General features: G+C 41.5%; 19 protein-coding genes and 3 pseudogenes. 3 read left to right on the top strand and 19 right to left on the bottom strand.

The genetic code is table 11. From position 1 onward, the window contains the following. Nucleotides 1-558: 558 nt before the first annotated feature. From BV60_RS23280 to BV60_RS24260, 8 genes and pseudogenes are all read right to left on the bottom strand, one after another. Nucleotides 559-717, bottom strand: a complete 159-nt coding sequence (locus BV60_RS23280; protein WP_156036166.1) for a hypothetical protein — start codon at nucleotides 715-717, stop codon at nucleotides 559-561. Between the two features lie 105 nt (nucleotides 718-822). Next, nucleotides 823-1071, bottom strand: coding sequence for a DegV family protein (locus BV60_RS24070; RefSeq protein ID WP_255358139.1), 249 nt, complete (start codon nucleotides 1069-1071; stop codon nucleotides 823-825). Further along, nucleotides 1055-1452, bottom strand: a pseudogene (locus BV60_RS24065) (DegV family protein). Before BV60_RS24065 ends, BV60_RS24070 begins: the two are co-directional and overlap by 17 nt. Nucleotides 1453-1568: 116 nt before the next feature. Further along, nucleotides 1569-1784 carry a hypothetical protein gene (locus tag BV60_RS24280; protein WP_330376336.1) on the bottom strand — a complete coding sequence of 72 codons (216 nt, stop codon included), beginning with the start codon at nucleotides 1782-1784 and terminating at the stop codon, nucleotides 1569-1571. Continuing rightward, nucleotides 1759-2097 carry an SPASM domain-containing protein gene (locus BV60_RS24275; RefSeq protein ID WP_330376335.1) on the bottom strand — a complete coding sequence of 113 codons (339 nt, stop codon included), beginning with the start codon at nucleotides 2095-2097 and terminating at the stop codon, nucleotides 1759-1761. The genes BV60_RS24280 and BV60_RS24275 overlap by 26 nt, the downstream gene beginning before the upstream one ends. After that, nucleotides 2051-2668 carry a radical SAM protein gene (locus BV60_RS24270; RefSeq protein WP_334291192.1) on the bottom strand — a complete coding sequence of 206 codons (618 nt, stop codon included), beginning with the start codon at nucleotides 2666-2668 and terminating at the stop codon, nucleotides 2051-2053. The genes BV60_RS24275 and BV60_RS24270 overlap by 47 nt, the downstream gene beginning before the upstream one ends. A 19-nt stretch (nucleotides 2669-2687) precedes the next feature. After that, on the bottom strand, nucleotides 2688-2876 hold the full coding sequence (locus BV60_RS24265) for a hypothetical protein (RefSeq protein ID WP_330376334.1): 189 nt from the start codon (nucleotides 2874-2876) through the stop codon (nucleotides 2688-2690). A 12-nt stretch (nucleotides 2877-2888) separates the two neighbouring features. Next, nucleotides 2889-3065 (bottom strand): hypothetical protein, encoded by a 177-nt coding sequence (locus BV60_RS24260; RefSeq protein WP_330376333.1) that lies wholly within the window; start codon nucleotides 3063-3065, stop codon nucleotides 2889-2891. Between the two features lie 293 nt (nucleotides 3066-3358). Between BV60_RS24260 and BV60_RS24550 the strand changes: the two are divergent. Together BV60_RS24550 and BV60_RS24545 are read left to right on the top strand one after the other, a co-directional pair. After that, a pseudogene (locus BV60_RS24550) lies at nucleotides 3359-3454 on the top strand (TetR/AcrR family transcriptional regulator); the annotation flags it as partial. Nucleotides 3455-3633: 179 nt separating this feature from the next. Next, nucleotides 3634-3816 carry a TetR-like C-terminal domain-containing protein gene (locus BV60_RS24545; RefSeq protein WP_442856316.1) on the top strand — a complete coding sequence of 61 codons (183 nt, stop codon included), beginning with the start codon at nucleotides 3634-3636 and terminating at the stop codon, nucleotides 3814-3816. Nucleotides 3817-3899: 83 nt separating this feature from the next. Here BV60_RS24545 and BV60_RS24395 read toward each other — a convergent pair. The 4 genes and pseudogenes from BV60_RS24395 to BV60_RS21330 all read right to left on the bottom strand — a co-directional run bounded on the left by BV60_RS24395 (nucleotide 3900) and on the right by BV60_RS21330 (nucleotide 5890). Beyond that, nucleotides 3900-4520, bottom strand: a pseudogene (locus tag BV60_RS24395) (flavodoxin family protein). A gap of 19 nt (nucleotides 4521-4539) precedes the next feature. Beyond that, the gene (locus BV60_RS0118570; protein WP_029319205.1) at nucleotides 4540-5397 is read right to left on the bottom strand and encodes an aldo/keto reductase; all 858 of its coding nucleotides are present in this window, start codon (nucleotides 5395-5397) and stop codon (nucleotides 4540-4542) included. A 17-nt stretch (nucleotides 5398-5414) separates the two neighbouring features. Next, nucleotides 5415-5609: a hypothetical protein gene (locus BV60_RS24060; protein ID WP_442856309.1), complete on the bottom strand. Its 195-nt coding sequence runs from the start codon at nucleotides 5607-5609 to the stop codon at nucleotides 5415-5417. Continuing rightward, complete coding sequence (locus BV60_RS21330; RefSeq protein WP_051656848.1) at nucleotides 5546-5890, bottom strand: flavodoxin; 345 nt, start codon at nucleotides 5888-5890, stop codon at nucleotides 5546-5548. Before BV60_RS21330 ends, BV60_RS24060 begins: the two co-directional genes overlap by 64 nt. Nucleotides 5891-6024: 134 nt before the next feature. On the opposite strand from BV60_RS21330, the gene BV60_RS0118560 reads away from it, so the two are divergent. Then, nucleotides 6025-6864, top strand: a complete 840-nt coding sequence (locus BV60_RS0118560) for a LysR family transcriptional regulator (RefSeq protein WP_197029596.1) — start codon at nucleotides 6025-6027, stop codon at nucleotides 6862-6864. Between the two features lie 166 nt (nucleotides 6865-7030). Here BV60_RS0118560 and BV60_RS0118555 read toward each other — a convergent pair whose 3' ends face one another. The 7 genes from BV60_RS0118555 to BV60_RS0118525 are packed head-to-tail and all read right to left on the bottom strand — an operon-like array spanning nucleotide 7031 to nucleotide 11164. Next, nucleotides 7031-7324: a hypothetical protein gene (locus BV60_RS0118555; RefSeq protein ID WP_029319204.1), complete on the bottom strand. Its 294-nt coding sequence runs from the start codon at nucleotides 7322-7324 to the stop codon at nucleotides 7031-7033. A gap of 2 nt (nucleotides 7325-7326) precedes the next feature. After that, nucleotides 7327-8385, bottom strand: coding sequence for a replication initiator protein A (locus BV60_RS22340; protein WP_029324112.1), 1059 nt, complete (start codon nucleotides 8383-8385; stop codon nucleotides 7327-7329). Nucleotides 8386-8394: 9 nt separating this feature from the next. Beyond that, the gene (locus tag BV60_RS0118545) at nucleotides 8395-8802 is read right to left on the bottom strand and encodes a replication initiator protein A (protein ID WP_051656458.1); all 408 of its coding nucleotides are present in this window, start codon (nucleotides 8800-8802) and stop codon (nucleotides 8395-8397) included. Further along, nucleotides 8792-9778: a ParB/RepB/Spo0J family partition protein gene (locus BV60_RS0118540; protein ID WP_029319198.1), complete on the bottom strand. Its 987-nt coding sequence runs from the start codon at nucleotides 9776-9778 to the stop codon at nucleotides 8792-8794. Before BV60_RS0118540 ends, BV60_RS0118545 begins: the two co-directional genes overlap by 11 nt. A gap of 14 nt (nucleotides 9779-9792) precedes the next feature. Continuing rightward, nucleotides 9793-10575 (bottom strand): ParA family protein, encoded by a 783-nt coding sequence (locus tag BV60_RS0118535; RefSeq protein ID WP_029319196.1) that lies wholly within the window; start codon nucleotides 10573-10575, stop codon nucleotides 9793-9795. After that, nucleotides 10563-10814 carry a DUF6462 family protein gene (locus BV60_RS0118530; RefSeq protein WP_029319195.1) on the bottom strand — a complete coding sequence of 84 codons (252 nt, stop codon included), beginning with the start codon at nucleotides 10812-10814 and terminating at the stop codon, nucleotides 10563-10565. Before BV60_RS0118530 ends, BV60_RS0118535 begins: the two co-directional genes overlap by 13 nt. Before the next feature lie 2 nt (nucleotides 10815-10816). Continuing rightward, nucleotides 10817-11164: a DUF6462 family protein gene (locus tag BV60_RS0118525; RefSeq protein WP_330376171.1), complete on the bottom strand. Its 348-nt coding sequence runs from the start codon at nucleotides 11162-11164 to the stop codon at nucleotides 10817-10819. Nucleotides 11165-11216 lie beyond the last annotated feature (52 nt).

Raw genomic sequence — 11216 nt, 5'->3', positions numbered from 1 at the left:
CGTCAGAGTTTTTCCTATAAATGAACATTACCTCTTTATCACAGATCAGAGAGTACGCGTTAGCAGATTTACAAAGCAGTTCTTTTATTTCTTCATCCGACTTGATTTTTATGCTGTTATAATTCCAAGAGGTTGTCGTAATCCTTTTTCTTGCCATTATTTACCCCAAATCAAAGCAAAAAGCCGGTTGGTAAATCCAATCGGACTTGGTTTTGCTCTAGTTTTCTGATTTTATAGATGCCCGCCATCTTGCCTCGCGGCACGGATTAACCTATCCGTAAAAGGTTTTGATGGTCTCCTGATAACGACACGCGCTACATTAAGCCATCTCGGAGTTCGAGTTTTTTACACTGTCAGAACCAGTGGGAGAAGCTCCTTATCTCCATAAAGATGAGCACGCTCATCTGGCAATTAAAATATAACATGTGGGGTGGCAAATATCAATATAGTAGGCAACAATTTTATATTTCTTTCACATGTAGTTTCAATTCTTGATACCATAACCTCATTCCTTTTCAACAAATTGAATAGGCTGGAATCTGTCAGAATATACCAGTTCTACATACGCATTTTCGCTGTTGGGTCAGTCTCATTAGGATTCCTAATTATATCTCCATAAAGCTTGAAGTCCCATATCTTGCTTGCCTTCTCCCTGAAATTTCCCGTAGCACCACTGAACCATTTAATAAGCGAAATATCTTTCTTATCATTTGGCAATAAACAGCACCCCTAGTGTTCCGGACCACAGTGCGACGAAACAACACTTCCTGCGCGGGTCTCAAGGATTTCTTTGAACACGCCAAGACTAACCCAGATATTCTCTCACAGATTCAAACCACTTTCCTGTCGCATCCGGAATGGGTTATAAAATACGCGCTCCGGTCTGGCATTTTTCAGGTCAGCTTCCATGTCCCTGACATAATCAAGTACATAGCGTCTGCTTGATCCGCGATATTTCTTTTCCGGATGCATGGCCCCGTCAGATACAGCGATACGCGGATGGATCTTCAACGCTGTTCCAAAGAAGGCAGCAAGGCCAGAACAGCGACCGCCCCTATGTAGATAAAACAAGGGTATCTATCACAAAGCTTGCACGAACTTTATCTTTGGTTTTCTCTATCTCGCTTGCTATTTCTTTTGCTGTCTTTCCTTCTTTTGCCAGCTCTGCAGCATACACTACCAATAGTCCGATACCTGTGGAAAGATTTGCAGAATCATAACATGAACTCTGTCAGACATGCCAAGATCTTCTGCAGCAAGTCTGACATTGTTAAAGTTTGCCGACATTGAAGATGATATCGTGAAAATAACGTATTCATCTGTTTCTGACGGATCCAGGTATTTGGAAATATCCTCAATGCTGGCCGCTGCTGTCTTGAGCGTTTCTCCATGTTCATCAGACCATTTATGGATCTGTTCGGGAGAAATATTGACGCCATCGAGATATTCCACATCCCCGAGTCTTACATATAGCGGGATTATACCGATGTCGTATTTTTTGAATCAATTCGGTGACAGATCACAGGTACTATCTGACAGAATTTTTATCATTATTTTCCCCCAGGCAATTATGCGCCTCTGTTCTCTTTCTTCTTGGATTCCTTAACATCAGGAAATTCCAGTTTTTTTCTGCGCTTTCTATATTTTTCTTTTGCATAGTTCTCGTAAGATTTTCTGTAGTGCTTCTGGTGAGCCCAGATATCATCAGCTACAGGTCCCCACTCTTTTGAATAATTATCACATTTTGCGCAGAGGTGTTCAACGCTTTCTTTCTGATTCTTCATTGGTGCCATGGGCTCCGGATCTTGCTACCATCTCTCTAAGAAGCTCGGGATTTTCAAGCATAGGACATGGCCTTAAATGATTCTTATTAAAGGGCTGTCCCTTATGATATTCCATGAAAAGAGGGCTCTTTAGCATCTCAAGGATTGAGTGAGTATGGATATTGGTGTTGGAGAAGTGGACAAATACGCAGGGCTCAGCATCTCCGCTTGAATTGATGTGGAAGTAGTTTCTTCCGCCAGCGATACAGCCACCAACAGCTTCCCCGTCATTTTTGGAAATCCATTGGGAAGAATCCGATATCGCACTTATCACTTCTAAGGAACCTGATCTGTTCCACCATCTTTTTTCTCTGCTCTACTGTTGGCATAAGCTCTGGAACAGCATTGTTACCAACCGGCATGTAGTGGAAGAAGAATCCGAATCTTGCGCTTTTTTCAGCTATGAACTCGATGAATTTAGGATCAGTTACTGCATCGATATTATTCCTTGTATAGCAGATGGAAGTGCCATATACAATTCCGTATTTCTTAAACAGGTCCATGGCTTTCATAACAGCATCGTAGTGACCAATTCCACGTCTTGCATCATTAGTATCCGGAGTACCTTCGATAGAAAGCTGGAACGTGATGTTTCCAAGCCTTACTACTTCCTTGCAGAAGTCCTCGTCGATTAAAGTGGAGTTATCAAAAATAGAAAACTCTACATCATTGTGCTTTTCAGCAAGGCGGAGCACATCCTTCTTTCTGACAAGAGGCTCACCTCCTGTCATCATGTAAAGGTAAACACCCAGCTCTTTTCCCTGGGTAACGATCTTATCCATGTCTTCAAAAGAAAGATTGTGCTTGGGGCCGTAGGTTCCGGACCAGCAGCCCTGACAGTGCATGTTGCAGGCACTTGTTGGATCAAAGAGAATAAGCCATGGTATATTGCAGCCATACTTTTTCCCTGTTAGCCCTTATCATCTTAGTGCCTCTGAAAAAGGCCTCATAACCAAGGTTGAGCATTGTCATCTTGGCAACATGAGGATCTGTCTCATCAACTACTTTATTCAGAAACTTGACCCATCTGTTATCGGGATCTCTTAAAAGCATTTCCTTACCTGATCAAGCTTTTCTTTTCTTGTGGCATCTTTCCCCCCAAAATTTCTCTGCCTGGTCCACGAGCTTTAAGTATGTTGCTGTTCTGTTCTCAGACTTATCCAGATTTGCAAGAAATCTGTCTATCAAAATACTGAATGCCTGTCTCTGTGCCTTGTGAGAAATAGTTTCTATAACCTGCATACTTGTTTTGCCTCCCCATGTAGTGGTTACAATCATTCTGATGTTACAAGTGTAACTCCGCCAAAAAGACGAATACAACGGCTCTGAGCTCGGACATGACAGTAGCAATACCATTTGGAGCGATGTTTACATAATCGTACATTTTGTAACAGCGAGGAAAAGAAATATGACTACCACAAAAGAACCTTTGACAGAAATGCAGAAAAAGATGTTCTGCGGATGAATAATAAAGAATCTAACCAGCCTGACAAGAGAATGTCTTCAGCTTGCGCTGATGCACCTTATGGGAGAACACCCCATATGAAAAAATCACCGTCAGCGAGATCGTGCGTCGTGCCGGAGTGTCAAGAACGGCATTCTACCGTAACTATGCAGACAAAGAAGATATTTTGCATGAACTGGGAAACAAACTTATAAAAAGGATTGCTGATATCAGCGAAAAACCAGAGTTTCACGAGAACCCTCATCGGTGGTTTGAAGATGTTTTTAGAACTGTCCGTGAGGATAAGGAAACCATTACCTTATTTGATCAGGCAGGTATATTACAGCGTGAACTCTTTTCCGGAAGATCCATTTCAGAGCTTCTCTACCTGCAACAGATACCGAGACAAAGTACATCAGGCTCGCTTCAGAAGCAGCTTTTTTCCAGATACTTATCAGTTGGTTCAGGGACGGGATGCATGAAAGCGAAGAGCATATGGCAGATATCTGCGTATATGTCTTTGAGAACACACTGAAAAAACTGCCATAAGATAAATTGGTGCGCATCACGGAAACTTGAACCTCCCATTCCCTCACCACCACTAGACAGTTTAATTCCGATAGTATAACTTTCTACCTAATGAAATGTGTCCACTGATGTTCTTCCTTCTCAGGAAGTCCATACTTTTCTTTTCCAAGAGCGATGCTCTTCATAAGGAAAGTCATGTTTTCTTGCAAGCGTTCGCATGGTCTGAAGACCTTCCAGATCCTGCTCCGCCTCTCCCTTTTCTCTGCCATGAACACTGTTCCAGTACTGGCTTGATGCAACAGGCATTCCACTGATTGTGAAATACTTATTGAGTTCATCATATGTAGCAGAACAGCCACCACGTCTTGCTATAGCTACTGATGCTCCTACTTTCATTGTCTTGTCAAAATGAGTGCTGAAGAAAAGTCTGTCAAGACATGAGATAAGCGTACCATTAGCTGATGCAAAATAAACTGGTGATGCCACTACCACAGACCGTCAGCCTCCTCAAATTTCGGAGCAAGTTCATTTACCACATCATTAAATACACACTTGCCTTTTTCGGCACATGCGCGGCATGCAATGCAGCCCCTGATATCCTTGTTTCCGACAAAAACAACTTCCGTCTCTATGCCTTCTGATTCAAACACCTTTACCATTTCATCAAGAGCAATACTTGTGTTTCCGCCCACTCTGGGGCTTCCGTTAATGATAAGTACCTTCATAAAAAACCTCCCTCTCCAATCAATGCAGATTCAGTACGAACTTCACAAACTCAGGACTATCATGGTTTACGATCTCGCTGTGTCCCAGATCCTTTGCAGCCACCTTAGCCATCTCTTCATCAGTGAGTTCAAAATCCCAGATATCGATGTTCTGTTCCATTCTCTCCACATGCACTGACTTGGGGATGATGGAAACACCTCGCTGGGCATTCCACTTCAAAGCAACCTGAGCTGCACTCTTATCATACTTCTTTCCAATCTCTGTAAGAACAGGATCTGTGAAAATCCCATGTTTTCCTTCTGCAAGAGGTCCCCAGGCCTGAGGAACAACGCCATAAGCCTTCATATTCTCAATTGCTGCTTCCTGTGCAAAGAAGGGATGAAGCTCTACCTGATTTACAGCCGGAATTACTTCTACTGTCTCGCAGAGGTTTGTAAGAATAGCAGGATAGAAATTTGCTACACCTATAGCCTTTGCCAGACCTTCCTTGTATGCCTTTGTGATCCCGCGGTAAGCTGCGAAGTAATCACCCATTGGCTGATGAAGGAGAATGAGGTCTGCATAATCGAGTTCCATCTTGCCAAGCGATGTCTTTACAGCTTCATAAGCAGCTTCCTCACTCTTCATGTCGTTTACCCACACTTTGGTGGTTATGAAAAGCTCTTCCCTTGTGGTCAGACCATCAGAAATAGCACGGGCAACTGCTTTTCCAACAGCTTCTTCATTTGCATACGCGGCTGCAGTATCGATAAGACGGTATCCAGTCTTGATAGCGTTATAAACTACCTCTTCGCATTCTTTTAAGTCCGGAATCTGAAATACTCCGAATCCCTCAAGTGGCATCTTTGCTCCTGTGTTAAGTGTAATGTACTCCATAATAGAAATCCTCCTTCTTATCTGAAATTATTCTGTTTGAGCCATTCATCCAGCCCTTCTATTTCCTTGTTAAATAGTCCTGCAACAACATCCGCATTTCTTGCTGACGCTTTTGCATCCTTAAGTGATGTGGTCATGTAGTTTATGATCATCTGTATAAGAGTTCGCAAAAAGATAAATCTTTTTCCTTTCCAGTCCGGATAGGATTCCAAAAATCTCCATACAGGAAGCGGTGATGTGTACCACCAGATAGGAAAATGCCAGAATCAAGCTGTCGTATTTTTCCCACATCCGGAAGAGGTGTCTTTATCTCCGGTCTTATCTTCTTTTCTATCTCTTCCTTTGCCTCTCTATATGCACAGGTGTTGTAATCTTCACTGTAGGGTACCTTTCGCTCGATCCTGAACATATCGGCTCCGGTCTTCGCCACAATCCGTTTGGCAATCTTCTCTGTATTTCCGCTCCATGAGAAATACGCTACAAGTGTCTTCATTTAAACCGCCTCCTGTTTTATATGCGATGTTTATGTTCTATGTTTTTGATGATACCCCGTATATTCAGCTGTGTAAAATTGAACTTTCGTATTATAATATACTTGTTGCGTATATTAATCATTGGGAGTATATCATGATCGAGACATATCTTTTGGAGCATCTTGTAGCTTTTAAGAATCACAGAACATTATCCGAAGCAGCAGAAGCACTTCATCTTACGCAGCCTACACTTACCAGATCCATGAGCAAGCTCGAGGACGAGTTTGGAGTAAAGCTTTTTGAGAGGGAGAAAAAAAGACTGTATCTTAATGATACAGGTAAGGTAGCTGCAGAATATGCAGAAGATATTCTTCACATGCATGAGGCCATGGAAGAACAGGTACGTCTTTCTGACAGAAGAAGCAAGACCATAACTGTAGGATCCTGTGCACCTGGTCCGCTTCTTGAGCTGATGCCAAGACTATCAACGACATTTTCTAATATGGCATTATCAACAGAGATGACAGATGAAGAAACCCTTATTACAGGGATTAATAACAAAACATATCAGATGATAATACTCAACCATCAGCTTGAAGGTGAGCTTTATCATTCCCAGCACTGCGGCTCAGAACACCTTTGTGCATCACTAATACCGGAGCATAAACTTGCATATGAAAGCTCCATCACGTTCAAGCAAATGGATGGTGAAAGTTTTCTCATGGTATCTGAAGTCGGAGTATGGGATGCCATCGTCCGAAAACATATGCCAAAGTCGAAGTTTCTTCTTCAATCGGGAACAGAATCCCTTATGGAAGTCGCAGAGACTTCGTCCCTTCCTGCCTTCTCGACTGACCTAACCAATCGCGTTCTTGGAATGCGTCACAACAGATTTTCTGTTCCATTTTCTGATAAAGATGCACAGATGGACTTCTACTGTATTTGTCTGAAGTCAGAGTATAAGAATTACATAAACTGGTTCAAGAGATTATGATATTTCTTCATACAATGAATCTCCGGAGTGGCGCGCAAAGTGGGACTTGCTCCCGTGACCCTCACACTGCCAGTGTGATGCGCTCCCAACTGCGCTAATGCCCCAGACCTCATGTATATGAAGTCAGCGTGCTACGAAAAATAACACTTCCATTCGATTATATCACTTATGATGCCAGTATTTCGCTGATTTTATCGCCAATTCCTTCAAGCGCCATTCCAACTGCAACAGCAGCAAAAGTTATGAGGAATGCTCCGAATGACATACCAACAGAAATGGCTACTGCCCCCCACATCTGCTTGCTGACATACATGATGATTATTACAAGCATCGCAAGGTAAAATAGCCCCAGGATAACGCAGCCGATCCTTGAAAGCAGTTCCACCCATGTCCTGATGAAGCATACCATCAAGAATACCGGTAACAATATGATTTTCAGTAAAAGCTTTAAAACAAACATTTTTACCCCTCCATAAAATCTTCATAATCCGCATTGTTATTGTCAGCCACCTTTTGATAATTACTCTGTGCACCCTCATTGCATTCAGCCTCAAACTGCATATCTGCTGTCCCGGACACATTAAACAGCATTGCAAGAAGGTATGCCCTAGAATTATTTGGTGTCTTTTTGAGCTTAGACCAGTTCTCTATCACTGTTTCAAGCTGGAATCTGTTAAGCTTCATAAAGCGACCTTTAACTACATTCAGCTCTCTTTCTTCTCCAGCGATTGTGATTGTGCTGCGTCTTGAAGTAAGCACATCAACAATCAGATCCTCAAGTCCACGTACTTTGCTTTCCCAATGCGGATATGCACTGCAGATAGAATCAGTCCCTATGTCTTCCCTGACATACAATCTTGTAGCTGTTTCATCAGAGTCACATCCCATCCCATCAATCGTCGAAGCCTTAGTATTACTTGGATAGATATGGATAAGATTATTATTATTAATTTTATTTTTATTAATAATATTCTTATTAGGGTCCCGATTATAAACTTCTAGAGTGTTAGAATTTAAACTTCTAGAAGTCCCATTTATAAACTTCTTGAAGTTTACATTTTGGGATTCTGAAACTTCCGTTTTTTCTTCTGAATCCCTATTAATAAACTTCTGAACTGGAACAGTATCTTCGTTTTCATATTCATCTGCAGAGTAATCGTATTTTGCCTCAACTATTCTCATGACATAAATTCGAGATTGCCTTCCCTGGCCACACTTCACACGTTCTATAAGCCCGATTCCATTGTCCGTATCAAGCTCTTCCAAGACTTTAAAAGCTGTATTTCTGCCCACATTAAGCTCCTCCTGAATACTCTCAATAGAGAAATATATGAAGGTTTTACCATCTTTATCGATCTGATTATTTATAGCTGATAATTTCATCCTATCCAGCATAATTCCATATAGAACCTTAGCATTTGAAGATAGCTTTTTTAGTTCCGGATCATGTTGAAGTGCTTTCGGTAAGACTATAAAGCAATTTGAAGCAGGCTCTTTTCCGTTAAAATACTCAAATTTCATTTCCCCTTTTTATCCCCTTCCTTTATCCAGAGATGCAATTTTTGCACCTCTGGAACCATTATCTTCATCCTTGTAGATGAAATTCTTAACGTAGTACAGATTGGGCATACCCTGTCCTCTTGTTTCTATATCAAGGATCCCTATCTCCTCCAACTGTTTTAATGCCGCACTGATTGTTCTTGTAGAGAGCCCTATATCCTTATGCATCTGTTCCAACGGGTATATTACGTAGAGTCTTCCCAATTCATCTCTCCACCCATTTCTGACTGCCATCTTTATTCTCTGAAGCAAAATTCCATAAACAACTTTCGCTTCTATAGATAAGGACTCAAATGCATCATCCAAAAACATAAGTAGTGGTATCTCAACCATGGCATATTGCATGGCCTGCCTGCCGTAATGATAATCAAGTTTCATCCTGTACCTCCTTTTGTGATTCTTTCCACTGCGCCAAGAGTTCAAGGATTATTCTTTCTCGTTCTCTTGCTGGCATGTGTGACGGAAAATATTTATTCAGCTTCTTTTCTGAGATAGCTACTTTTCCGCTTATCTTAGGTTCAGGCAATGCAGCATTCATAACCTGTATGACTGTATATTGCGTGAGATTATCCAGATTGGGATGATTCTTCAGCGCTTCAATCTGTTCCTGTTTTAAGAAGCCATTTTCGAGACGATACTCATAAACCCATCTTTGAACATCCTTATCAAAATATGAAATCTCTGCCCCAAGACCAATTGCGATTTTCTTTTCGTCGACCATATCCAATAATTCCGGAAGAAGTTCTGTAAGACGGATATATTTTTTTACTTGTGTTTTACCCATTCCATATTCTTCACCTGCAATGGCTGCAGCTTCTTTCTTACGGGTTCCATCAGCTGCGGATTCATCATTTAACTTCCGCCGCTCAGTGGCGGAAGTACCTTCATCCAACTTTCGCCACTCAGTGGCGGAAGTCAAATCTGTCCTTGCACCCTGTCTTCTCATGACATCCATTTTCATCTTTAAGGAAAAAGCCCTTTCACTTGGAAGTATTTCCTCTCGCTGGACATTACTATCGACCATTGCTATTACAGCTTCATCATCAGACAGTTCCTTTACAATTGCCGGGAGTGTATCTACCCCAGCTATCACAGCTGCATGCATTCTTCTGTGTCCTGAAATCATTTCATAACCACCATTGTTATCCGGTCTGACAAGTACAGGGGAAAGAATTCCGTTTATCTTAACGCTTTCAACCAGTTCTGACATTTTCTCATCATCAATAACCTTGAAAGGATGATCCTTGAACGGATGGATCTTATCTATCTTTATTTCCTCTGTACCGTCCTTAAATGTTGGAGCCCCAAGAAGCTCATCTACAGTTTCAAAATGTATCTTTTCTCTTTTAGCCATAATCGAAGTCCCCCTTATGAATTACTTGAAACAAAATCTGTAAGTTCCATATATGCTCCGGCAACCTTGCCCTTCGGGTCATACTCGTAAATACTCTTGCTCATTGCAGAAGTCTCTGTAGCTCTTATTGAAAGCGGTATCTCTGCAGGAAGTACTCTCAGAGTTTTTCCATAAACTTCATTGACCTCAGCTATTATCTCTTTTGCATAGTTGGTTCTCTTATCCACCATGGTTAAAAGAATTCCTTCTATTTCAAGTTTTGAATTGAGCCTTCGCTTTACGGTATAAATCGTTTTAAGAAGTGCCTGGAGTCCCTTTACAGGGAGGAATGCTGCAGCACATGGGATCAGGCAGCTATCAGCACATGCAAGTGCGTTTACTGTCATTACTCCAAGTGATGGCATGCAGTCGATTATGACATATGAATATTGGTTCTTTATCTGTTCTATATAATCTCTGAGCACAAGTTCTCTGCTCATGACATTAACAAGTGATACCTCTGCAGCTGAAAGCCCGATATTTGAGGGAAGCAGGTCAAGGTTTTCACTATGATGCAGGATTGCATAGCCTTCCGGTATATCTTCCTCGTTTACAATCTTTTCGATCACGTCTACAATAGTGACATCAAGATTATCTGGTTCCCTATAGCCAAGGCAGATTGAAAGACTTGCCTGGGGATCGTTATCGATAAGGAGCACCTTATGTCCCTTATTTGCGAGACCTATACCAAGGTTCATGGCGGTTGTGGTCTTAGCTACCCCACCTTTCTGATTTGCGATTGCGATTACTTTGCACATACTTTTTTCCTCCCGTCTTTTCCGTTTTTTCTGAGATAATCCTCAATGATTGATCTTTTGATAAGAACCTTTTTATGTAATTTGTAAATTGCTCCGGCTCTGTCAGCAGCCCTTGTGACTGATTTATAACTCATCTGGTAATAGTAGATTGCCATTTTGATAGTGATGAAACTTCTCTGTGCAAACAGGATATCTTCATCATCTATCTGATCTGAGAACATCCATATCGTTCCAAACATGCTCAACCCTCCCTGTCCTCTAATACCTTTTTCTCTCTATTTCCATTTGTCTGATAGAGACCGGCAGGCTGATGGAATTTTTCAAGGTATTCATCAAAAATATCCCTGTTTATCAGGACAATCCCATCTCTTCTGTAAATGGCTCCGCACTGATCAGCCATCTCAAGAAGCTTTTTGTGTTCCAGGCTGTAAACAAGCTCAGCATCTCGGTACCTTAAAAATTTCTTGTTCAATGTCCTTACCACAAGTTTTTCCTGAATTACGGTTCTTGTTTCTGTGTCTCGCTCATCTTCTGCCATGTAGTCCTTATTAATGTCAAAATGTGGTTCGTCTGCTTTTTTCTTTCCCATGATTTTTCTCCTTTTTATTTTTTGTGCCGAAGAGAATCATTCAGAAAAAGCC

The organism is Butyrivibrio sp. AE3004 (genome assembly GCF_000703165.1).
Taxonomy (GTDB): Bacteria; Bacillota; Clostridia; order Lachnospirales; family Lachnospiraceae; genus Butyrivibrio.
This window is presented reverse-complemented; position numbering and strand designations above follow the sequence as displayed.

Excerpts from the sequence above, each read along its gene's own strand:
- BV60_RS24280 (WP_330376336.1), bottom strand. The coding sequence starts at position 1,784 with ATGAAGAATCAGAAAGAAAGCGTTGAACACCTCTGCGCAAAATGTGAT.
- BV60_RS24270 (WP_334291192.1), bottom strand. The coding sequence starts at position 2,668 with ATGCACTGTCAGGGCTGCTGGTCCGGAACCTACGGCCCCAAGCACAAT.
- BV60_RS24265 (WP_330376334.1), bottom strand. The coding sequence starts at position 2,876 with ATGCTTTTAAGAGATCCCGATAACAGATGGGTCAAGTTTCTGAATAAA.
- BV60_RS24260 (WP_330376333.1), bottom strand. The coding sequence starts at position 3,065 with ATGCAGGTTATAGAAACTATTTCTCACAAGGCACAGAGACAGGCATTC.
- BV60_RS0118570 (WP_029319205.1), bottom strand. The coding sequence starts at position 5,397 with ATGGAGTACATTACACTTAACACAGGAGCAAAGATGCCACTTGAGGGA.
- BV60_RS21330 (WP_051656848.1), bottom strand. The coding sequence starts at position 5,890 with ATGAAGACACTTGTAGCGTATTTCTCATGGAGCGGAAATACAGAGAAG.
- BV60_RS0118560 (WP_197029596.1), top strand. The coding sequence starts at position 6,025 with ATGATCGAGACATATCTTTTGGAGCATCTTGTAGCTTTTAAGAATCAC.
- BV60_RS0118555 (WP_029319204.1), bottom strand. The coding sequence starts at position 7,324 with ATGTTTGTTTTAAAGCTTTTACTGAAAATCATATTGTTACCGGTATTC.
- BV60_RS22340 (WP_029324112.1), bottom strand. The coding sequence starts at position 8,385 with ATGAAATTTGAGTATTTTAACGGAAAAGAGCCTGCTTCAAATTGCTTT.
- BV60_RS0118545 (WP_051656458.1), bottom strand. The coding sequence starts at position 8,802 with ATGAAACTTGATTATCATTACGGCAGGCAGGCCATGCAATATGCCATG.
- BV60_RS0118540 (WP_029319198.1), bottom strand. The coding sequence starts at position 9,778 with ATGGCTAAAAGAGAAAAGATACATTTTGAAACTGTAGATGAGCTTCTT.
- BV60_RS0118535 (WP_029319196.1), bottom strand. The coding sequence starts at position 10,575 with ATGTGCAAAGTAATCGCAATCGCAAATCAGAAAGGTGGGGTAGCTAAG.
- BV60_RS0118530 (WP_029319195.1), bottom strand. The coding sequence starts at position 10,814 with ATGTTTGGAACGATATGGATGTTCTCAGATCAGATAGATGATGAAGAT.
- BV60_RS0118525 (WP_330376171.1), bottom strand. The coding sequence starts at position 11,164 with ATGGGAAAGAAAAAAGCAGACGAACCACATTTTGACATTAATAAGGAC.